At 66.9% G+C, this 18,290-nt stretch carries 20 protein-coding genes and 1 pseudogene; 9 read left to right on the top strand and 12 right to left on the bottom strand.

The window, feature by feature from the left end; all coding sequences use genetic code 11:
* Window positions 1–32 precede the first annotated feature (32 nt).
* The gene (gene thiC, locus ABTZ59_RS08660) at window positions 33–1,874 is read right to left on the bottom strand and encodes a phosphomethylpyrimidine synthase ThiC (RefSeq protein WP_351392788.1); all 1,842 of its coding nucleotides are present in this window, start codon (window positions 1,872–1,874) and stop codon (window positions 33–35) included.
* A 208-nt stretch (window positions 1,875–2,082) separates the two neighbouring features.
* Between thiC and ABTZ59_RS08665 the strand changes: the two genes are divergently transcribed.
* Window positions 2,083–3,531 (top strand): YibE/F family protein, encoded by a 1,449-nt coding sequence (locus ABTZ59_RS08665; RefSeq protein ID WP_351392791.1) that lies wholly within the window; start codon window positions 2,083–2,085, stop codon window positions 3,529–3,531.
* Window positions 3,532–3,571: 40 nt separating this feature from the next.
* On the opposite strand, the gene ABTZ59_RS08670 is transcribed toward ABTZ59_RS08665, so the two are convergent.
* The 4 genes from ABTZ59_RS08670 to ABTZ59_RS08685 all read right to left on the bottom strand — a co-directional run bounded on the left by ABTZ59_RS08670 (window position 3,572) and on the right by ABTZ59_RS08685 (window position 5,859).
* Window positions 3,572–4,006: an SsgA family sporulation/cell division regulator gene (locus ABTZ59_RS08670; RefSeq protein WP_351392793.1), complete on the bottom strand. Its 435-nt coding sequence runs from the start codon at window positions 4,004–4,006 to the stop codon at window positions 3,572–3,574.
* A gap of 101 nt (window positions 4,007–4,107) precedes the next feature.
* The gene (locus tag ABTZ59_RS08675) at window positions 4,108–4,878 is read right to left on the bottom strand and encodes an IclR family transcriptional regulator (RefSeq protein WP_351392796.1); all 771 of its coding nucleotides are present in this window, start codon (window positions 4,876–4,878) and stop codon (window positions 4,108–4,110) included.
* Between the two features lie 301 nt (window positions 4,879–5,179).
* The gene (locus tag ABTZ59_RS08680) at window positions 5,180–5,404 is read right to left on the bottom strand and encodes a DUF5326 family protein (protein WP_326611436.1); all 225 of its coding nucleotides are present in this window, start codon (window positions 5,402–5,404) and stop codon (window positions 5,180–5,182) included.
* A 137-nt stretch (window positions 5,405–5,541) separates the two neighbouring features.
* Complete coding sequence (locus ABTZ59_RS08685) at window positions 5,542–5,859, bottom strand: cupin domain-containing protein (protein ID WP_030349859.1); 318 nt, start codon at window positions 5,857–5,859, stop codon at window positions 5,542–5,544.
* Window positions 5,860–5,874: 15 nt separating this feature from the next.
* Here ABTZ59_RS08685 and ABTZ59_RS08690 point away from each other — a divergent pair, with 15 nt between their 5' ends.
* The 4 genes from ABTZ59_RS08690 to ABTZ59_RS08705 all read left to right on the top strand — a co-directional run bounded on the left by ABTZ59_RS08690 (window position 5,875) and on the right by ABTZ59_RS08705 (window position 8,638).
* Window positions 5,875–6,255, top strand: a complete 381-nt coding sequence (locus ABTZ59_RS08690; protein WP_351392801.1) for a phage holin family protein — start codon at window positions 5,875–5,877, stop codon at window positions 6,253–6,255.
* Between the two features lie 8 nt (window positions 6,256–6,263).
* Window positions 6,264–6,776 carry a low molecular weight protein-tyrosine-phosphatase gene (locus ABTZ59_RS08695; RefSeq protein ID WP_351392804.1) on the top strand — a complete coding sequence of 171 codons (513 nt, stop codon included), beginning with the start codon at window positions 6,264–6,266 and terminating at the stop codon, window positions 6,774–6,776.
* 17 nt (window positions 6,777–6,793) lie between these two features.
* Window positions 6,794–7,915 carry a cystathionine gamma-lyase gene (locus ABTZ59_RS08700; protein WP_351392808.1) on the top strand — a complete coding sequence of 374 codons (1,122 nt, stop codon included), beginning with the start codon at window positions 6,794–6,796 and terminating at the stop codon, window positions 7,913–7,915.
* Window positions 7,916–8,257: 342 nt separating this feature from the next.
* Window positions 8,258–8,638: a transposase gene (locus tag ABTZ59_RS08705; RefSeq protein ID WP_351392811.1), complete on the top strand. Its 381-nt coding sequence runs from the start codon at window positions 8,258–8,260 to the stop codon at window positions 8,636–8,638.
* A gap of 66 nt (window positions 8,639–8,704) precedes the next feature.
* Here ABTZ59_RS08705 and ABTZ59_RS08710 read toward each other — a convergent pair whose 3' ends face one another.
* The 5 genes and pseudogenes from ABTZ59_RS08710 to ABTZ59_RS08730 form a co-directional block, all read right to left on the bottom strand.
* Window positions 8,705–9,508 carry an aminoglycoside phosphotransferase gene (locus ABTZ59_RS08710; protein WP_351392814.1) on the bottom strand — a complete coding sequence of 268 codons (804 nt, stop codon included), beginning with the start codon at window positions 9,506–9,508 and terminating at the stop codon, window positions 8,705–8,707.
* A gap of 77 nt (window positions 9,509–9,585) precedes the next feature.
* On the bottom strand, window positions 9,586–9,813 hold the full coding sequence (locus ABTZ59_RS08715) for a hypothetical protein (protein ID WP_351392818.1): 228 nt from the start codon (window positions 9,811–9,813) through the stop codon (window positions 9,586–9,588).
* 3 nt (window positions 9,814–9,816) lie between these two features.
* A complete protein-coding gene (locus tag ABTZ59_RS08720) occupies window positions 9,817–10,962 on the bottom strand; it encodes a radical SAM protein (RefSeq protein ID WP_351392821.1) in 1,146 nt (381 codons plus the stop codon).
* A 363-nt stretch (window positions 10,963–11,325) separates the two neighbouring features.
* Complete coding sequence (locus ABTZ59_RS08725; RefSeq protein ID WP_351392958.1) at window positions 11,326–11,667, bottom strand: hypothetical protein; 342 nt, start codon at window positions 11,665–11,667, stop codon at window positions 11,326–11,328.
* Window positions 11,668–11,928: 261 nt separating this feature from the next.
* Window positions 11,929–12,189: pseudogene (locus tag ABTZ59_RS08730) on the bottom strand (ATP-binding protein); the annotation flags it as partial.
* A 290-nt stretch (window positions 12,190–12,479) separates the two neighbouring features.
* Between ABTZ59_RS08730 and ABTZ59_RS08735 the strand changes: the two are divergent.
* Window positions 12,480–13,646 carry a helix-turn-helix transcriptional regulator gene (locus ABTZ59_RS08735; protein ID WP_351392823.1) on the top strand — a complete coding sequence of 389 codons (1,167 nt, stop codon included), beginning with the start codon at window positions 12,480–12,482 and terminating at the stop codon, window positions 13,644–13,646.
* 10 nt (window positions 13,647–13,656) lie between these two features.
* The gene (locus ABTZ59_RS08740; protein ID WP_351392825.1) at window positions 13,657–14,403 is read left to right on the top strand and encodes a 5-formyltetrahydrofolate cyclo-ligase; all 747 of its coding nucleotides are present in this window, start codon (window positions 13,657–13,659) and stop codon (window positions 14,401–14,403) included.
* Window positions 14,404–14,487: 84 nt separating this feature from the next.
* Here the strand turns inward: ABTZ59_RS08740 and ABTZ59_RS08745 are convergent, their stop codons facing one another.
* Window positions 14,488–15,261: a very short patch repair endonuclease gene (locus tag ABTZ59_RS08745; protein WP_351392828.1), complete on the bottom strand. Its 774-nt coding sequence runs from the start codon at window positions 15,259–15,261 to the stop codon at window positions 14,488–14,490.
* The gene (locus ABTZ59_RS08750) at window positions 15,258–16,562 is read right to left on the bottom strand and encodes a DNA cytosine methyltransferase (protein ID WP_351392831.1); all 1,305 of its coding nucleotides are present in this window, start codon (window positions 16,560–16,562) and stop codon (window positions 15,258–15,260) included. The genes ABTZ59_RS08745 and ABTZ59_RS08750 overlap by 4 nt, the downstream gene beginning before the upstream one ends.
* A 118-nt stretch (window positions 16,563–16,680) precedes the next feature.
* Between ABTZ59_RS08750 and ABTZ59_RS08755 the strand changes: the two genes are divergently transcribed.
* Both ABTZ59_RS08755 and ABTZ59_RS08760 read left to right on the top strand, forming a co-directional pair.
* The gene (locus ABTZ59_RS08755) at window positions 16,681–17,460 is read left to right on the top strand and encodes an Eco29kI family restriction endonuclease (protein ID WP_351392833.1); all 780 of its coding nucleotides are present in this window, start codon (window positions 16,681–16,683) and stop codon (window positions 17,458–17,460) included.
* Between the two features lie 50 nt (window positions 17,461–17,510).
* Window positions 17,511–18,275 carry an Eco29kI family restriction endonuclease gene (locus tag ABTZ59_RS08760; protein WP_351392836.1) on the top strand — a complete coding sequence of 255 codons (765 nt, stop codon included), beginning with the start codon at window positions 17,511–17,513 and terminating at the stop codon, window positions 18,273–18,275.
* Window positions 18,276–18,290: the final 15 nt, after the last annotated feature.

Raw genomic sequence — 18,290 nt, forward strand, 5'->3', positions numbered from 1 at the left:
AGTGCCCGGTCCACGCGGTGACGGCCGCTCGCTCAGTCCGCGAGCGGCAGATACACCCGGTTGCCCGCCGCGGCGAACTCCTTGGACTTCTCCGCCATGCCCGCCTCGATCTCTGCGGGCCCCATCCCGGCGGACCCCGTCCCGGCCGGCTCCATCTCACCGCCGTGCCTGCGCCTGATGTCCTGCGAGATCTTCATCGAGCAGAACTTGGGGCCGCACATCGAGCAGAAATGCGCCGTCTTCGCCGGTTCGGCCGGCAATGTCTCGTCATGGAACTCCCGTGCCGTGTCCGGGTCGAGAGCCAGATTGAACTGGTCCTCCCACCGGAACTCGAACCGGGCGTCGGACAGCGCGTCGTCCCACTCCTGCGCCCCCGGATGCCCCTTGGCGAGGTCCGCCGCGTGCGCCGCGATCTTGTATGTGATGACACCGGTCTTCACATCATCGCGATCCGGCAGGCCGAGATGCTCCTTGGGCGTGACATAGCAGAGCATCGCCGTGCCCCACCACGCGATCATCGCCGCGCCGATGCCGGAGGTGATGTGGTCGTACGCCGGAGCCACATCGGTCGTCAGCGGGCCGAGCGTGTAGAACGGCGCCTCCTCGCAGATCTCCTGCTGAAGGTCGATGTTCTCCTTGATCTTGTGCATCGGGACATGCCCCGGGCCCTCGATCATCGTCTGTACGCCCAGCCGCTTCGCGGTCGAGTTCAGCTCGCCCAGCGTGCGCAACTCGGCGAACTGCGCCTCGTCGTTGGCGTCCGCGATACAACCGGGCCGCAGCCCGTCACCCAGGGAGTACGTCACGTCGTAGGCCGCGAGGATCTCGCACAGCTCCTCGAAGTTCTCGTACAGGAACGACTCCTTGTGGTGCGCGAGACACCAAGCGGCCATGATCGAACCACCGCGCGAGACGATGCCCGTCTTGCGACGGGCCGTCAGCGGCACATAACGCAGCAGCACTCCGGCGTGCACCGTCATGTAGTCGACGCCCTGCTCGGCCTGCTCGATGACCGTGTCCTTGTAGATGTCCCAGGACAGTTCCTCGGCCTTGCCATCCACCTTTTCGAGCGCCTGGTACAGCGGGACGGTGCCGATGGGCACGGGGGAGTTACGCAGCACCCACTCCCGGGTGGTGTGGATATTGCGGCCCGTCGAGAGGTCCATGACCGTGTCCGCGCCCCAACGCGTCGCCCAGGTCATCTTCTCCACCTCCTCCTCGATGGAGGAAGTGACGGCGGAATTGCCGATATTGGCGTTGACCTTCACCAGGAACCTCTTGCCGATGATCATCGGCTCGATCTCCGGGTGATTGACATTGGCCGGTAGCACGGCCCGTCCGGCGGCGATCTCCTCGCGAACGACCTCCGGAGACACGTTCTCGCGGATCGCGACGTACTCCATCTCCGGAGTGATGTCACCGCGTCGGGCATACGCGAGCTGCGTCACCGGCTGCCCGTTCCGGCTCCGCCTGGGCTGGCGCGGCCGACCGGGGAAGACCGCGTCGAGGCCCCGCAGATCGGTCGATCCGCTCCGGAGCAGCCCCCCGCGTGGCGAGGTGTGCTTGAGCCCGTCGTCCTCGGGCCGGGCCGGCCGACCCGCGTACTCCTCGGTGTCGCCGCGACCGATGATCCAGTTCTCGCGCAGCGGTGCGAGACCCCGGCGTACGTCGGTCTCGACGCCGGGATCGGTGTACGGACCCGACGTGTCGTACAGCGTCACGTCCGTGCCGTTGGTGAGATGCACGTGGCGGACCGGCACCCGGAGGTCCGGGCGTGAACCCTGGACATATCCCTTGTGCCAGCCGATGGACTTTCCGGCCTCGCTCGTACTCCCCGAGTCGGAGGCAGACGGATGCGCGTCCTGAACGGTCATGAGACCTACTCCCTACGCCGGCATTACCCGGTAACAGGTTCAGCGGTCGGCGCAGCGCAGGTGTCCGGGAAGAACCCCCGGGACCACACAGTCAGCGCCCTCTCAGCCCGGTGCTCCGAGCTCCCGCGTGTGCAAAGGTTGCCTCCACGCTAGCGTCATATCCGGCGTGCTGAACAGAGGGCCCCTTCCTTCTTGCGATGATCGGTCGGTGACCCCTCCCCAGCAGACTCACGAAGCGCACGGCCACTCGCACAGCCATGGGCCGGCCGCTCCGGTCTCCCTGCACCTCCGCAAGGTCATCGCGGCGGTCCTGATTCCGTTCGCGGCCGCCGTGGCCGTCGGTCTTGCCCTGCTCTGGCCGGGCAGCACCCCAGCACACGAGCGCACCGGTGTGGGCTTCGACCGGCAGACGGAACAGGGCCAGGTCGTACGGATCGAACGGGTCGACTGCAAGGACGTCAACGCCTCCCAGCTCCCGTCGACGGGCGACCTCACCAAACCCCAGGGGCGCGAGGCGCAGCAGGCGGAGACCGGGGAGTGCAAGAAGGCCACGGTCGAGGTCACGACCGGCAAGGAGAAGGGGCGCACCTTCGTCGAGGTTGTCCAGCCCGATGCGCCGCGGCAGTTTCACGTGAAACAGGGTGTCGTGGTGGCATACGCCCCCGATGCGCCACGTGATCTCCAGTACTCCGTCACGGACGTGGACCGTAAGTTCCCACTGACGCTGCTGGCCGGGATCTTCGCGCTCGTCGTGGTCGTGGTGGGGCGGATGCGGGGCATCATGGCGCTGGTCGCGCTCATCGCCTCGTTCGCCATTCTGACGCTCTTCATCCTGCCCGCGATTCTGGAGGGATCGAACCCGCTGATCGTGGCGGTCGTCGGGGCCAGCGCGATCATGCTGATCGCCCTCTATCTCTGCCATGGTCTGACGGCGCGCACCTCGGTCGCGGTCCTGGGCACGCTGATCTCGCTGCTGCTGATCGGACTGCTGGGGTCGGTCTTCATCGGCTGGGCGAGCCTGACCGGCAACACCGATGACAACACCGGACTGATCCACGGCCTGTATCCCGAGATCGATATGAGCGGTCTGCTCCTGGCGGGCGTGATCATCGGTTCGCTCGGCGTGCTGGACGATGTGACGGTGACCCAGACCTCGGCGGTCTGGGAGCTGCGTCAGGCGGATCCGTCCATGGGGCCGCGCGCGCTCTACCGGGCGGCCATCCGGATCGGCCGGGACCATATCGCCTCGGTGGTCAATACGCTCGTCCTCGCCTACGCGGGCGCGGCGCTGCCGCTTCTGCTGCTCTTCTCGATCGCGCAGTCGAGCATGGGAACGGTCGCGAACAGCGAGCTGGTGGCGGAGGAGATCGTCCGGACGCTGGTGGGCTCGATCGGCCTGGTCGCGTCGGTGCCGGTCACGACGGCGCTGGCGGCGCTGGTGGTCTCCGCCGACCGGCAGGCTCCGGAGGCGCCCACCATGGCCCCGTATCCGGCGCCCACAGGGCCGGGGCCCGGGTCGGCTTCCCCGTACGAACCGGATTCCGTGCCCGGTGAGGGTTCAGGGCCTGGACTGGGTTCAGCCGCGTCCCCCTCGGTGCCGGGACAGAACGCACTGACCCGCAAGCTCGGTGGCAGGGGACGCCGGCGCAAGAAGTGACCAGGCGGGGCCGGACTGCCGCTCAGCGGGATCGGCCGGGTCAGCCGGCGTTCTCCTCGGCGAGGATACGGCCGAGCGCCTCCTCCAGATTGCCCTCGAAGTCACTGAGCGTGCGTTCCTGACCGAGCGGAACCAACCGGTCCGTACGGTCGAGGAAGGCCACCAGCGGCGCCGCACTGACCCGGAAGAGGGCGTGGTCGTCGCCGACCTGGAGCCGCATATGGACGTCGGAGAGTTCCTCCGGAGTGGTCGGCGCGATATGCACATCGCCGTCCCCACTGGGCGTGTTGATTCCGTCGAGCAGCAGCTCGCGGCCGAAAGTCCAGGTCACGGGGGCATCGCCGGGCAGATGGAAGGTCATCCGCACGGCATAGGGATCCCTCACCTCGTAGTGGAGTTCCACCGGGATTCGGAACGAGAGCTCCTCGGAGACGAGGAAGCTCATCAGGACCTCGGCCTGGACCGACTCGCGCATCGTGCACTCCGGAGTAGATGAAGCAGTGGCTGGGAATGATCCCGTGGATCCCCTTGACGCAATCGTCCTGTAAGCGCTAGCAGATCACAAGGAGTAATTTTTCAGATACTGATAGAGAAGGCGAGAGAGCTCGCCAGCGATTTGATCTCTCCATGTAACCGTTCGATCGCCGGGAGCAGTCGCTCCTGTTGATGGAGGGGTACGGAAATGGCCACTGAGCCCGCGCTGTCCCCGGCCTGGATCGGTACGGCCGCGCAGACGGTACCGAGTCGATACTCCTGGCGCTCCACCACCGGCTCGGCCGGTGGCAGTGAGCCCAGGCGCTCCAGCAGCGTCCGGCGGTCCGGCACGGAGTAGGGCGTGAGCGGGCGGACGGGATAGCGGTCCAGATGATCGCGGCGGGATTCCTCGTCGAGCCGGCTGAGCAGGCACTGGCCGAGCGCGTGCGCGTGCCCCGTCTCGCGGATGTCCGCGCCATGGGCGACCGCCGGGGCCGCGGGGCTGTCCGCCACGGAGACGAGATCGATCTCTCCGTCGTCGTAGATCGCGAAGTACACCGGGAGGCCGGTGGCGTCGTGCCATCGGCCAAGCGATTCGGTGATCTTGCTGCGACGATTCTGCTGGCCGTCACCGTGTGCCAGCCGCTGTACGGCGTCGCCGAGCAGGAAGACGCCCTTCTCACGGCGGAGATAGCCCTCGTGGGCCAGGGTGCGCAGCAGGTGATAGGCGGTGGGAAGCGGCAGCCCGGCCTCGCGTGCGAGCTGCTTCGCGGGAGCCCCGTCCGGATGGGAGCTCGCCGACTCCAGAAGTCGCAGCGCTCGCTGGACCGAACCGATCAGAGTTGGGGCTGCGGTACGTGTAGCTGTGGCCATAGGTCACCCCCAGGCGTGCTGACGGGCGCGAGCCCGCCCGCGGGGGCCGCCCCCGCGCGCCCGCCGCACCCCTGAGGGAACCCGAGGGACCGAAGGAACCTTGAGGCGGACCCGAGGAACCTTGTGGCCCCGCCCAGAAAAATCGCACAAACCAATGGTCAGCGCGATCGTCGATGGTGTTTTCCCAGGGCGCGGCAGTGGTTTGCCACTCTAGGGGCAGCCCGGGGCGAGGGATGGTTTCCTCTTCACCTTTCCCCCGCGCGGGCTAACGGCCGTTCGAGCCGGGAGCCCACCGGGAGCCCTACCAGTCGCCGCGTGACGAAGAGGATGAGGAGGACATGAACTTCCGTACGACATAAACCAGTCCACCGACCAGCGCCACCAGGATCAGCACCTTGAAGAGGAGACCGACCACGATGGAGATGACCGTCGTGATCAGTCCGCCGAACACGACAAGGACGATCACGGGAACCGCGATCCACTTCACCCACCAGGGCAGCCCTGTGAGTACGTCCCGAACCGCCATCGTCCTTACCTCGCTTCGCCGAGAGTCCGTGTATCCATTCTGCTCCCTCGATGCTAGAGGCGAGGGAGCGGCAGCGGCGGGCCCGCGGCCCCCGATCTCCCCTGATCCGACCCTGAGGCGGTCCTGAGGGTCGGGGGTCAGCCCTCGGGCGGGGAGAACACGACCATCACCCGCAGGTCCTCGGTGATGTGATGGAACTTGTGCGCGGTTCCGGCCGGTACGTACACCACGCTTCCCCTGCTGACCTGCGTGGTCTCCATCCCGACGGTGAGGGAGGCGCGGCCGCTCACGACGAAGTACACCTCGTCCTGCCGGTGCGGCTGCTGTGGGTCGCTCGCGCCGGCGTCCAGCGCGTACAGGCCCACAGACATGTTGCGTTCCCGCACAAACTGCAGATACGCCCCGTCGTTGGCGGCACGTTCCGCCTCCAGCTCATCCAGTCGGAATGCCTTCATGCCACGATCAGACACATGATGAATTTCCTAGTCAAGACGATCGCCAACGCGGGTGCCCTGGCAGTCGCGATCTGGCTCATCCAGAACATCACGCTGACCGGCGACAGCACCGGCAAGAAGGCCCTGACGCTGGTGCTCGTCGCCTTGCTCTTCGGCGTGGTCAACTTCATAGTCAAGCCGGTGGTGCAGCTGCTGACACTGCCGCTGTTCATCCTGACGCTCGGGCTGTTCACGCTGGTGATCAACGCCCTCATGCTGCTGCTGACGTCGTGGCTCGCGGACAAGCTCGACCTGAGCTTCCATGTCGAGGGCTTCTGGACGGCCGTGCTCGGCGGTCTGATCATCTCGATCGTGTCGTGGGCGCTGAACGTCGTCCTCCCCGACGGCAAGGACTGAGCGCCCCCATGACCTCTCCGTATCGCGTCTGCTTCGTCTGCACGGGCAATATCTGCCGCTCGCCCATCGCCGAGTCCGTCTTCCGCGCACGGCTGACGGAAGCCGGCCTCGACGGCCTGGTCGAGGTGGACAGCGCGGGCACCGACGGCTGGCACGAAGGTGACGGCGCCGACCCGCGCACCGTCGCCGTACTCGACGCGCACGGCTATGACAGCGACCACACGGCACGGCAGTTCCATGCCTCGTGGTTCGCGCGGCTCGACCTGGTGATCGCGCTGGACGAAGGTCATCTGCGCGAGCTGCGGCGCCTCGCACCGACGCCCGAGGACGCGGCGAAGGTGCGTCTGCTGCGCTCCTACGACCTCTCCCTCGACGCCTCGGGCGAACCGTCCGGCGATCTCGGCGTACCCGATCCCTACTACGGCGGGAGGGCCGAGTTCGAGGAGTGCCTGGAGCTGGTGGAGGCGGCCGGCGAAGGGCTGCTCGCCGCCGTGCGGAACGCGACCGAGAGAGCGGCATGAGCGAGCCAGGAGACGGTATGAGCATCGGGGACGGCACCCGAGCGGTACGGGCAGGACTGCCCGACCCCGTGAAGTACGAACCGCCCCTGCCCGGGCCGGTCTTCGCCGCCCACTACCACCTGCCGGGCGAACCGACCGGCCCATATACCTACGGCAGGGACGACAACCCGACCTGGACCCATCTGGAACGCGCCATCAGCGAGCTGGAGGCCCCGGGGGAGCCGGCCGAGACCGTCGTCTTCGCCTCCGGGATGGCGGCGATCTCCGCGGTGGCCTTCTCCCAACTGCGGGCCGGTGACGCGATCGTCCTGCCGGACGACGGCTACCAGGCACTGCCGCTGCTCCGGGAACGCCTGGAGGCGTACGGCGTGACGGTAAGGACCGCGCCGACCGGCGCGGATGCCCAACTGCGCGTCCTGGAGGGGGCGCGGCTGCTCTGGATCGAGACACCGTCCAACCCCGGCCTCGACGTCTGCGACATCCGGCGGTTGGTCGGGGCGGCGCACACCGCGGGCGCGCTGGTCGCCGTCGACAACACCCTCGCCACGCCGCTCGGGCAGCGGCCGCTGGAACTGGGCGCGGACTTCTCAGTGGCCAGTGACACCAAGGGCATGACCGGCCACGGAGACATCCTGCTCGGCCATGTCACCAGCGGGGATCCGGAACTGGCGGCGGGAGTACGGCGCTGGCGCAAGGTCGTCGGGGCGATTCCCGGGCCGATGGAAGCCTGGCTCGCGCACCGCTCACTGGCCACGCTCCAGCTGCGCGTCGACCGGCAGTGCGCCGGAGCGCTGGCACTGGCACAGGCGCTGGAGACACGCGCCGACGTCGACGGGCTGCGCTACCCCGGCCTGCCCGGCGACCCCTCGTACCGCATCGCCTCCCAGCAGATGCGGCGCTTCGGTTCCGTGGTGTCGTTCGTGCTCCCCGACCGGGAATGGGCCGAGCGCTTCCTGGCCGGGCTGCGGCTGGTCGACGACGCGACGAGCTTCGGCGGCGTACGGTCCACGGCGGAACGGCGCGGACGGTGGGGCGGCGACGCCGTACCGGAAGGATTCATCCGCTTCTCCGTCGGGGCCGAGGATCCCGAAGATCTGGTCGCGGACGTGCTGCGGGCCCTGGACGAGGCGGCTGCCTGAGACACGCCTCTGACCTGGCCCTCTCCGCGGGCGGACGGTCCGAGCCTCCCCCCTCTTAGCCCGGACCTGGGTGCGGTGACCTTGGGGTCGGCGCCCTGAAACGCTTTGACCTGGTGTTTCATGCGTTTCAGGGCGTTGACGGGGGTGCGGGGTTTTGCGGGCTCGCACTCCCCACAGACTCCCCGAACTCCCCAGAGACTCCCCAGGAAACGCGGGGGAACGAGCGCTTCCATATAGGGCTCCTGGCTTTCAGCCGACGTCCGGGCCTCCGGAAGGCGGAACTCATCCGACCTCGATCGGGCGGCGGACCGTGTCCCGTCCCAGGAACCCCGTTAGCCGAGTATGGCCACGGAGCACCGACGCCGGGTCGTCCCGGACGAGCTCTGGGAGATTGCCCGCCCTCTATTGCCGACGCCGAAGCTGCGATACGAGAACGGCGTGCGGCAGAACCTCGACCACTCGGACGTGTTCGCCGCCATCGTCTACGTGCGCGGGTCGGGCCGTACATGGCGCGAGCTGCCTACGGATTTCGGTGTATCGAGGACCACGGCGCAGCATCGTTTCCGCGTCTGGTCGGCGGACGGAGTTTGGAACCGTCTCCACCGAGCCGTGCTGGCGGCTTCTGATTCTGAGGAGACCCTTCGAATCGCGGCGGCCCTCCGCGCGGCGGCTCCATCAACCTCCGACCCGTGTAGCCATCGGGGTCCCTCCCGGCGTACCTGATGCGGTCGGGACCCTATCGGCCTGCTGGTGCGTGTCAGGCAACGCTGAGTCCCCGGCGGGCGGTGACTAGTGGGTGCGCCAGTAGGTAACCCAGGCATGTGCGAGTCGGCCCATGTGCTTTTTCCAGTCCTGCGGGTCATTCCGGGCGATCTCGTCCCAGGTACGGGCGTTCGCCTCGGAGAACGCGGCGACGGATGCGTGCGGGGCTGCTTCCCATGACGGGAAGTGTCCGCGTGACCACGCGTCCGCGGCTTCAGCAGTGTGGCCGGCTTCCATGAGTCGCAGGATGAGTACGGCGGGGTCGATCCATGCCGCACCGCGGGTAGGCCATGCCCAGTCGATCAGGTGGGCGCGGTCGGTCACGAGCATGTTGTGCGGGGCGAGGTCAGTGTGCAGCAGGGTGTCGCCGGCGAGCTGCTCGACGCCTGCGCGGCCCGCGTAGCCGCTCCATCGGTCCTCGGCACGCTTCAGCTCGATATCGGGGCATGGCGTGTTCTGTAGTTCGACCAGGGCGCGGGCGACGAGCGGCAGATCGGGGGAGCCGGGGGCGTAGTCGGCGTGACGCCCGACGATGCGCTCGTAACCGATCAGGTCCCATCCGGCGGCCTGTACGTGCCACAGCAGCCGGGGACATGACGGCGGTAGGTACGGGTTGATCGTGGCCTCGCGCTGCTGTGTCCGAGCCTGGGGGTGATCGGTGGGCACGCCCTTGACGAACTGGGTCGCGGCGGCGGTCTGGACAGTGGCGGCGATGCCGGAGTTCGCGCCCGCGTCGGCGGACCGGGCGCGAACTACCGGTCCGGTGCGCCGCTCGACGGCGTCGCGTGCGGCGAGCGGTAGGTCGTCCCAGTGGATGCGGTCTACTGGCATGTCGGATTCCTGGGGGTGGACGGGCGGGCCGCCCCCGACCCTATTCGGGCGGGGCGGCCCTGTGGTGCGTGTGGGGTTTAGTACGGCTGGTCGTCGTCGGCCTGGCACGAGCAGCCGAGGCTCTCGGAGAACGTGCCGATCTCCTTAGTGATCCGGAACTCGTCGTCAGCGATCGGCCGGGACGTGATCGCGACCGGGAGCGGTCCGGGGGCGGCTGTCGGCCGAGGGGAGATCGCGACGAGGACGGGCCCCAGGGTGGCGGGCGGGGTCTGTTCCGTGGTGCGGGGCTCGATGGCGGTTGCCATGGTTCACCTCACTGGTTCGGGGTCGGGATGCTGGCAGTACATATTTCGTGGTGCCTTCGCCTCCTGGTAGAGCTTGGCCATGGGGCGGCAGGTGGTGCAGCCGCCCGGGTTGCCGTCAGCGTCTTTCTGGCCGAACGCGCAGCCGGCGCAGCCCCCGGTGCGAAGCTGTAGGCCGTCGGCGATGCCGCCGAGGCGTTTGAGTCCCTCGATGCCTTCCTGCATCAGCGGGATGTGCGGGTCGCGGCCGATCTTGCAGATGGACGCGTGGCCGAACGGGTCGGCGTGGAAGAAGGTGTGTCCGGCGTTGCAGCCGGTGAACGGCTTCCGCTTGCGCAGGTACTTGGCGGCCTGCTCGGGTATCGGAGTCGCGTCACCCTGGATGGTGGGCGACATGTTGGTGAACACGAACACCTGCCCGTAGCGCTCGCCGAGCGCTTCCATGGCGGCGAACTCGTCGGCGTTGTCCTTCGTGATGACGATGTTCAACTGCAAGCGCAGAGCGGCCTCGCGCGCGGCGTCAAGTCCGCGGATGAAGCGGCCGAACGCGCCTCGGTTGCGGGTGAACCCGTCGTAGGTCTCCTCGGTCGCTCCGTAGACGCTGAGGGACAGGTGATGGGGCGGGCGTTCGGTGAGGGTCTCCAGGATCTTCGGCTTGTGGAGCTGTGATCCGTTGGTGGAAATCGTCAGCATGATGCCGAGGTCATAGGCGTACGAGTACGCCTCGGGGAACTCGCGATCGATCAGTGGCTCGCCGCCCGTGATCTGAAGCCACAGCACGCCAGCGTCACGCATGATGTCGAGTAGCCGGACCTTGTCGGCCCACGACATCCCCTCGAACCTCTTCAATCCGAGGTAGCAGTGCGGGCAGTCGTAGTCACAGCCCTTGTTGATCTCGTAGGACGCGCGGGCCATGCCGTACGGGGAGGGAGCGCGTACGAGGACGGCATCGCGTAGGGGTCGGTGTTCCGGGAGGTCGAGCCCCCATGCCTGGCGTGCGCCGTCGACGAGCCAGTGCGGCGCCGCAGCGCCCGTGCTCGCGGCCTTGCTCAGTTCGAGGTACCGGGCGAGCGAGATCTGCACCCCGTTGTCGTCGCCGGGGCGTACGACGAGGTACTCGTCGAGGAACGGGCTAGCAATCAGTTCGTGCATGGGCTTCCTCCCTGGGCGGTGGGGGATCTGAAGGCAGCCGTTACGGAGGACCGACTCGGCTTGATCGATGGCGCCGTATGGCGTGGTAGTGCGCAGTGAGGCGCTGGTGCTGGATGCGCTGTTCGTGAGCAATCACGTACGGGCATACAAGGGCAACGGCCTGCCCGTCCAAGGGACGGAGTCGCTCCCGCACGTGCTTCGGCACGGGACGACGGGCGTACGGAGCGGGCGTCGGCAGAACGTTTCGCGGCCTCGGCAGCGGGGGCGGAGTCAGGCCAGCAGTGATGCGGCGGACGGTGGTGCGCCAGGTCCGGCAGAACCCAGGCCCTAACCAAATAGCCAGGCACCCGATGAAGTCACGGATCACTTCGCCAGCTCCTGTCCGGCCACTGTCTCGCCCACCACACACTCGGCGTGCACGCGGCCGACCATGAGGTCGCCGTGGTGAAGGCATCTGTCGAGATAGCGGTCGGCTTCTTCTGCGGCGGCCTGCACATCGAGCGGGACCAAGCCGATGACGAGCGCGGCTTCAAGGCGTGTGAGGAGCAGCCGTCTCCAGCACTCGTGCGTGGGGAGTGAGAGCCACTTGTTGATGCGTACGAGCCGAAGACGTACGGCACCCTCCCAGGCTGTCAGGCATGTGCCCAAGTCGGCGAGGGGTCGATCGGGAGTGCGGAGTCCGGCGGCGAAGGCCAGTGCCCTCATGCGCTGATGGATGACCGCAGGTGCAGCGTCATGGGAGGGCGTAGGCGGATGAGTCAGGAGGACAAAGCCGATCTCTTGGCCGCGTGGGTCGGCACCGATCCATGTACGGATGGTCAGAGGGGCCTCAACGTCGTCCCTCTGTGCCTCGGGCACCCAGAGGCCGCTCGGGCGGGAGGGCGTCAGCACACGATCACCTTCATCGCGTCGGCTGTATCGATCTTGAAATCGGCCCACACGACCTTGTGCTGCGCGTCTGTCGACGCCCCAGCCGTCAGCACATGCGGCCACAAGCAGAAGCCCGCGCCCGGTGGGGTTTTCGTCGTCCGGGAAGCACTGCTCGGGCAGAGCAGAGCTGTTGTCACGCACTTCGACCCGCACGAGATGGTCGGCGGCTCTGAGCCGGACGAGGATGTCGCCACTGCCGACAGTGTCGTGAAGCAGGGCGTTGGTGGCCAACTCCGATACGCAGAGCCGGACATCGTCGACGCGGTCGGTGATGCCCCAGTCGTCAAGGGTTTGCACGGCGAACTACCGCGCCTCACCCACGGACGACGCGTCATGGCCGAACGCCCTTTGCCGTGGCGGTTGTTGCCAGAGGCTTTGCGGGGATGGTGCCATGACGTTCTCCGTCCCGGATGCGGTGGCGCGTGGGGCGCCTAACCCGTTCGGTGGAGCTCTACGGAACCGCTCCCAGCCGCCGCGAACCAGAGCAGAATTGGCGCATGGATGAGGCATTCATGACGCATCACCGGGCATGACCAGGGGAGTTTTGCCCTCGGGAATCACAAAGAACTAGGCGGGGAGATCGCTCCATGGCTCTGAAACGGCACGGCTTGGTACGCCGCCGCCGGGCGGTGGGCCTCACGCAGGAGGGCCTCGCCGAGGTGCTTCGGGTCGAGCGGTCCACAATCGGGCGCTGGGAGTCAGGGAAAGTGGCGCCCCAGCCATGGATTCGGCCGCGACTGGCGGAAGTTCTTCAGGTAAGCACCGACGAGTTGAGCGAGCTCCTTGCGGTCTCATCCGCAGACGAACAACCCCTCGCGGAGCGCACGGAGTACGCGATGCGCCATCCGTCCCGTGTGGATCTCTCAACCGTGGCTGAACTCCGGGACGGAATGACCTCCCTGGGCGAGCGCTACGACCGCGTACCCTCCGCAACGCTGCTGGCCCGTGCCGGCGAGCACGCGAGCAAGGTTGCCTTCCTCGCCGGAGAGGCCCCGCCCGGGCGGGTTCAGCGCGAGATGCGGATCCTCCAGGCGGATGCGGCGACCTTCATGGGGCAGCTCGTCTGGGATGCCTCGCAGCGGAAGGACCACGCGACGGCCCGCTCGTACTACGCGCAAAGCGTGGACGTGGCTCGCCATCTCGGCGATCCGAACGCGGAAGGGCACGCGCTCTTACGAACCTGCTACGTGGCCCTGTACGGGGCTAGTGACTATCGGGAGGGTCTGGACTTGGCGCTCCAGGCAGCCCGTACGGCCCGATACACCAGCCACGTCCTGACGGGGCTGGCCATGCTGCACGCCGCGGAGGCGCATGCCTATCTGGGGGAGGCAGTCGAGTGCGAACGTACTCTGGCGGGCGCCGAGAAACACTTGGGCCAAGCGCACGGTGCGGACGTGGCCCACGATCTGTTCTCACCCACGCACTTTGGCCGCTTGGCCGGATCGTGCTACCTATCGCTCGGCGACTACCGTAAAGCCGAGCAGTTCCTCGCCCAGACCGCAGCCGAGCTGCACGACAGGCGCAAGTCCCGGGGGATCGTCCTTGGCAACCTCACGCTGGCTCGACTTCGGGACGGAGATCTGGACGCCGCACTCGCCGGTTTCAACGACGCTGTAAGCGAACTGCATGGCACGCGCGGAGGTGGTGGGATGAACATCGTCTTCCGAGCCGCCCGAGAGATGCGCCCATGGCGCAACGAGCCTGCGGTGCAGGACGCGCAGGACCGGCTGATGGCGTTGATGGAAGCGACGTGACGACCACGGCATGAAGGAGCCCGACGTGCGTACACATGTGGACCAGGACAAGCAACGAGTACGCGAGCGCGTCTGGGATCTGCTCGACGCGGAGGGCGCCGTCCTGGATGCGACGGCGCACGGCCGTATCCCGAACTTCAAGGGATCCGAGGCCTCCGCAGTTCGGCTAGCCGAACTGCCGGCCTGGCGCGACGCGCGCGTCATCAAGGCCGTGCCAGACAAGGCGCAGCTGCCCGTCCGGGCTCGCGCGCTCACCGAGGGAAAAACCGTGTTCATGGCGGTGCCGAAGCTGGCCGACTCGCGTCCCTTCTACCTCCTCGATCCGGCGGCCCTCTCTGTTCCTCCGCTGGAGGCGGCCTCCAGCAAGGTTGCGGCAACCGTAGCTCCCCGGGTCGATGTAGCTGATCTCCAACCCGTCGACATGGTGGTCGTCGGCAGTGTCGCCGTGAACCGAGCCGGCGTGCGCATCGGCAAGGGAGCCGGGTATTCGGACCTGGAGTTCGCGTTTCTGATGGAGGCGGGACTGATCAGCGACCGGACGATGGTCGTGTCGACGGTTCACCCACTTCAGGTGCTGGACGAGGAGCTCCCGGCGACTGATCACGATTTCGGGGTGGACTTGATCGTCACTCCCGAAGAGGTCATCTCCTGTGAGTCGCCTCACCGACCGACCGGGCTGGTGTGGGAGCACCTGGACGCGGAGAAGATCGCTTCCATTCCGGTGCTCGCCGCCCGGGCTCCCGCAAACGACCTCTGAGCGTCCTGGAGAAGGCAGAAGAACGCCCCGCCCACGGCCGAAGCCGTGGACGGGGCAAATGCTTGTGCTGGCAGAGCCACTCCGTCAGTGATCCGCAGCGACGATCCCCCTGATCCGCTCGGCGGCCTCGTCGACGTCCTCGTGTTCCCAGACTCTCACAACCGTCCAACCCGCCTCACGAAGCGCGACATTGGTTGCGGCATCACGGTCACGATTTCCCTTGATCTTGTCTTGCCAGAATTCGCCACGCTTCTTGGCCGGCCTGTGGTGCTCCGGGCAACCATGCCAGAAGCATCCGTCCACGAAGACGGCAACCCTAGCCTTGGGAAACACCACATCCGCCGTACGACGAAGGTCCGGCAGGGGGCGGACACCCACTCGGTAACGCAGTCCTTTGCGGTGAAGGGCGGAGCGTAGGAGCCGCTCGGGCTTGGTGTCCTTGCCCTTGTTCGCGGCCATGACGGCGCGGACCGACATCGAGGTGGCGGAGGAGTCCTCCGGCAGCGGCTCATCAACGACCATGCCCGCCGTGCGAGCCTTGCTCCAGGCGAGCGCGAGGTTGGCGGCGCGGGTGGGCTCATCGACGTCACAGACGTAGCGCTCCTCCGTCTCGCCGCTGACCGACCAGCGCAGATAGGCCCGAATCCGCCGGGTGCGCCGATACAGCCGAAGCATGATCGACGCCCGCGCGTATCGGCCTTCCTCAAGGGGAACGGCACGGTGGTAGCGTCCACCTGCCGCCTTGTCCTGCTCCGCCGTCCGCTTATCCCGGGACAGTCCCGAGCGCGGCTTGTACGCCTTCTCTGGCGGCAGCCGATCGTTCCACCCCCGTTGCTTCCCGACCGCCGCCTGCGTCATCGCTTCCTGCCGGACTGCTCCAGGGCTCCCACAGAGCGGAGAGCGGCGCCTACCGCGTTGGCGAAGACCGTTCCGAGCTTCACAGGCACGGCATTGCCAAGCTGCCGCATCTTCTCGCCGCGCGGCCCAGCGAGCTGCCACTCGTCGGGGAAGGTCATGACGCGGGCGGTCTCCCGTACGGTCATGTATCGGTACCCGGTGCCGTTGAATGTGGGGTTGTCCATCCGCATGACCGACTCGCCACCTGGTACCCCGTGCACCCCCGCCTTGACGGTCTTGGCCGGCCGGTCGAGAAGGTTCGGGGTATGGCCGGTGTAGACGCGGGCTCCCGGCCAGCCGAAGTGGTCGGAGATCTCGCCCACTTGGCGCTTGTTCTCGACGTCGTCGACCTCGACGAACGGCAACGGACGCCCCTCGAACTCGTCGATCCCCTGAATGGCGTCGCGCAGCGTACGCCAGGGCTGGAGTTCCAGCTTCGCTTTGGTCTTGGGGTTGTCGTAGTCGAGTTCCGGCAGATTCGCGATGGCGCGAGCCTTGGCGTCGTCGTCGACATAGTCATGCCGCGCCCAGTACTCCCCGCCCTCGCGCATGGAGTGAATCAGAGCCTCGTCTGAGTGGGTCTGCTTAGGCTCGAAGGTCTCCCAGTTCGTGTCATTCACGCCGAGGTCGGCGCGGAAGGCGACGATGATCACGCGCTGTCGGATCTGCGGGACACCGTAGTCCGCCGCGTTCACCGGGATGTGCTTGACGAAGTAGCGCTCCGAGGCCGGCACCTCATCGTTGGCGAGCTTCTTCTTCAGGCCATCGTTGTGGTCCTCCCACGAGGCGCCCTTCTCGCGCTTCTCGAAGGGGAGACGCAGTTCGTTGAGGATGTACTCGAAGTACGGCTCGAAGGAGGGCCGCAGGAGGCCGCGAACGTTCTCGCAGATGACCGCCTTCGGCCTCATCTCCTGGATGGCGCGGAACATCTCGGGGAACATGTTCCGCTTGTCCTCCGTGCCCTTGTGTACGCCGCCGAGGCTGAAGGGCTGGCACGGCGGCCCGCCGGCCAGGACGTCGACCTTTCCGTCGAGGGCCTTGAAGTCGTCGACGAGTTCACGGACGTCACCGGGCTTGAGAGGCCACTTCTCGCCATCTGGTGTGGGGTTCGTCTGAAGCGTCTCGACCGCCCGCGTGGCGTACTCGTTCACGAGGAGCGGGCGGAAGCCGGCGTTGTGCACGCCCATGGCGAGACCGCCACCGCCAGCGAACAGCTCGACGCAGGTTCCCACCTCGGGGTGCTTCTTTCGCAGCTCAGACATGCTGAAACTATACCGCGGAGTTCGCGATCTTCAAGGCACTTCAAGGAAATCGCGCCCCATGTCCACCAGCTTCACCGGTTAGAGTGATAACGATCACTCGACGGGAGGAGCCGAGGTCGTGTCCCTGGAGAATCACGCGGAGTTCAAGCTGAGCATCACGAAAGCCCTGGGCGATCAGCTGGCGGCCGCGCTGGAGGACCTGACGCCGGCCCCGCTGACCTTCGAGAACATCCAGGCGCTTCGTCCGCTCCCCGGCGTGTACCAGCTCTACAAGGACGACGACCTCGTGTACGTCGGCAAGGCGGACCGATCCCTGCCTCGGCGTATCGAGAAGCACTTCCGGAAGATTTCGGGGCGCACGAACATAGACCTCTCCGAGATGTCGTTCACGTGCCTCTACGTCGATGAGGACTTCGGCGCCGTCGCACCCGAGCGACTCCTGATCAACAAGCACCGAGGGCGGGGCGAGGTTCCCTGGAACTACAACGGGTTCGGGAACAACGACCCTGGCAAGCGCCGCGACACGACCGAGGTGGACGCGGCTCATTTCGATCGGGCCTATCCCATCGACCTTGAGTTCGAACTCGCTGAGCTGCTGAGCGACACGGGGACAGATGACACCGTCCCGCTTGCCTCGCTGCTGTCCGCTACGAAGGCAGCGCTTCCGTACGTCTTCCGCTACGAGGCGTCCAAGATCTTCGACGAGATCCAGGTCCCTCACCCGCCGGAGGGGGTCACGGCCGACAAGGTGCTGCGCCTGGCCGCCTCACACCTCCCCGCTCCTTGGCAGATCACCGCCTTGCCCGGCTACGTGATCATGTATCGGAAGGCCGAGGAGTACCCGAGCGCACGCAGGTACTACCGAGGGACCGACGTAGTAGACGTCGTCGAGCAATAGGCACGCGTGTCCGGCTTCCCCGACCCAAACTCAGCAGTTCCGGAGGGCAGTTGTCCGACTACTCAGCCTCGAACGATGGCGAGTCCTTGCCCGCTCCCGTGAAACCCCCGAGAAAGGCCGCCAAGTCGAAGGCCTGGCACAAGCAGGCCGAGGCTTCGCGGCGGGAGCCATTCAACCCCCTGGACCTGGAGAACCTGGGACGCAGCATGGAGGCCGAGCTCCTGACTCGTAAGCCCGAGCCGCTCGCCGACATCCCTCCGGTCTACGGCAGCGGCATCTACGCGCTGTACTACTGCGGCCCGAACCCTCTGTACCAGGAGATCAGCCAGCCCGAATGCCTGAGCCCGATCTACGTAGGCCAGGCCCGGCCCGAAGGGGTACGGAAGGGGGCTAAGACCAAGGGGCCCGGCGTGAAGTTGTGGGATCGGCTCTTCCTGCATCGGCGCTCGATCGAACAGGTTCACGATCTCGACGTCGCCGACTTCAAGGTCCGCTATCTGGTCTCCATCGAGGCATTCGTCAGCCTTGCCGAGCGTGTGATGATCAGCCACTACCGGCCGGTTTGGAACAGCGTCGTGGACGGCTTCGGCAACAATGACCCTGGCGCGAATCGGCGCAAGACCGGCGCCCGCCCTCCGTGGGACGAGCTGCACCCTGGGCGTTGGTGGTCACATCCACAGAACATGCCCACCCCCAGCAACACCCCAGCGAACGTATCTCGCGCACGAGTCCGCGCACTGCTCGAAGACAAGCTTACGGACAGTGAGCTGGAGGCGATCGCTGAGGAATTCGACTCGCAGGACGAGTCCGAGTAGCGCGGGACGCCAAAG

This window comes from Streptomyces sp. NPDC094034, assembly GCF_040303865.1.
GTDB lineage: Bacteria > Actinomycetota > Actinomycetes > Streptomycetales > Streptomycetaceae > Streptomyces.

Coding starts and splice junctions, on each gene's coding strand:
- thiC (WP_351392788.1), bottom strand. CDS start 1,874: ATGACCGTTCAGGACGCGCATCCGTCTGCCTCCGACTCGGGGAGTACG.
- ABTZ59_RS08670 (WP_351392793.1), bottom strand. CDS start 4,006: ATGCGCGAGTCGGTCCAGGCCGAGGTCCTGATGAGCTTCCTCGTCTCC.
- ABTZ59_RS08675 (WP_351392796.1), bottom strand. CDS start 4,878: ATGGCCACAGCTACACGTACCGCAGCCCCAACTCTGATCGGTTCGGTC.
- ABTZ59_RS08680 (WP_326611436.1), bottom strand. CDS start 5,404: ATGGCGGTTCGGGACGTACTCACAGGGCTGCCCTGGTGGGTGAAGTGG.
- ABTZ59_RS08685 (WP_030349859.1), bottom strand. CDS start 5,859: ATGAAGGCATTCCGACTGGATGAGCTGGAGGCGGAACGTGCCGCCAAC.
- ABTZ59_RS08690 (WP_351392801.1), top strand. CDS start 5,875: ATGATGAATTTCCTAGTCAAGACGATCGCCAACGCGGGTGCCCTGGCA.
- ABTZ59_RS08695 (WP_351392804.1), top strand. CDS start 6,264: ATGACCTCTCCGTATCGCGTCTGCTTCGTCTGCACGGGCAATATCTGC.
- ABTZ59_RS08700 (WP_351392808.1), top strand. CDS start 6,794: ATGAGCATCGGGGACGGCACCCGAGCGGTACGGGCAGGACTGCCCGAC.
- ABTZ59_RS08705 (WP_351392811.1), top strand. CDS start 8,258: ATGGCCACGGAGCACCGACGCCGGGTCGTCCCGGACGAGCTCTGGGAG.
- ABTZ59_RS08710 (WP_351392814.1), bottom strand. CDS start 9,508: ATGCCAGTAGACCGCATCCACTGGGACGACCTACCGCTCGCCGCACGC.
- ABTZ59_RS08715 (WP_351392818.1), bottom strand. CDS start 9,813: ATGGCAACCGCCATCGAGCCCCGCACCACGGAACAGACCCCGCCCGCC.
- ABTZ59_RS08720 (WP_351392821.1), bottom strand. CDS start 10,962: ATGCACGAACTGATTGCTAGCCCGTTCCTCGACGAGTACCTCGTCGTA.
- ABTZ59_RS08725 (WP_351392958.1), bottom strand. CDS start 11,667: ATGAGGGCACTGGCCTTCGCCGCCGGACTCCGCACTCCCGATCGACCC.
- ABTZ59_RS08735 (WP_351392823.1), top strand. CDS start 12,480: ATGGCTCTGAAACGGCACGGCTTGGTACGCCGCCGCCGGGCGGTGGGC.
- ABTZ59_RS08740 (WP_351392825.1), top strand. CDS start 13,657: ATGAAGGAGCCCGACGTGCGTACACATGTGGACCAGGACAAGCAACGA.
- ABTZ59_RS08745 (WP_351392828.1), bottom strand. CDS start 15,261: ATGACGCAGGCGGCGGTCGGGAAGCAACGGGGGTGGAACGATCGGCTG.
- ABTZ59_RS08750 (WP_351392831.1), bottom strand. CDS start 16,562: ATGTCTGAGCTGCGAAAGAAGCACCCCGAGGTGGGAACCTGCGTCGAG.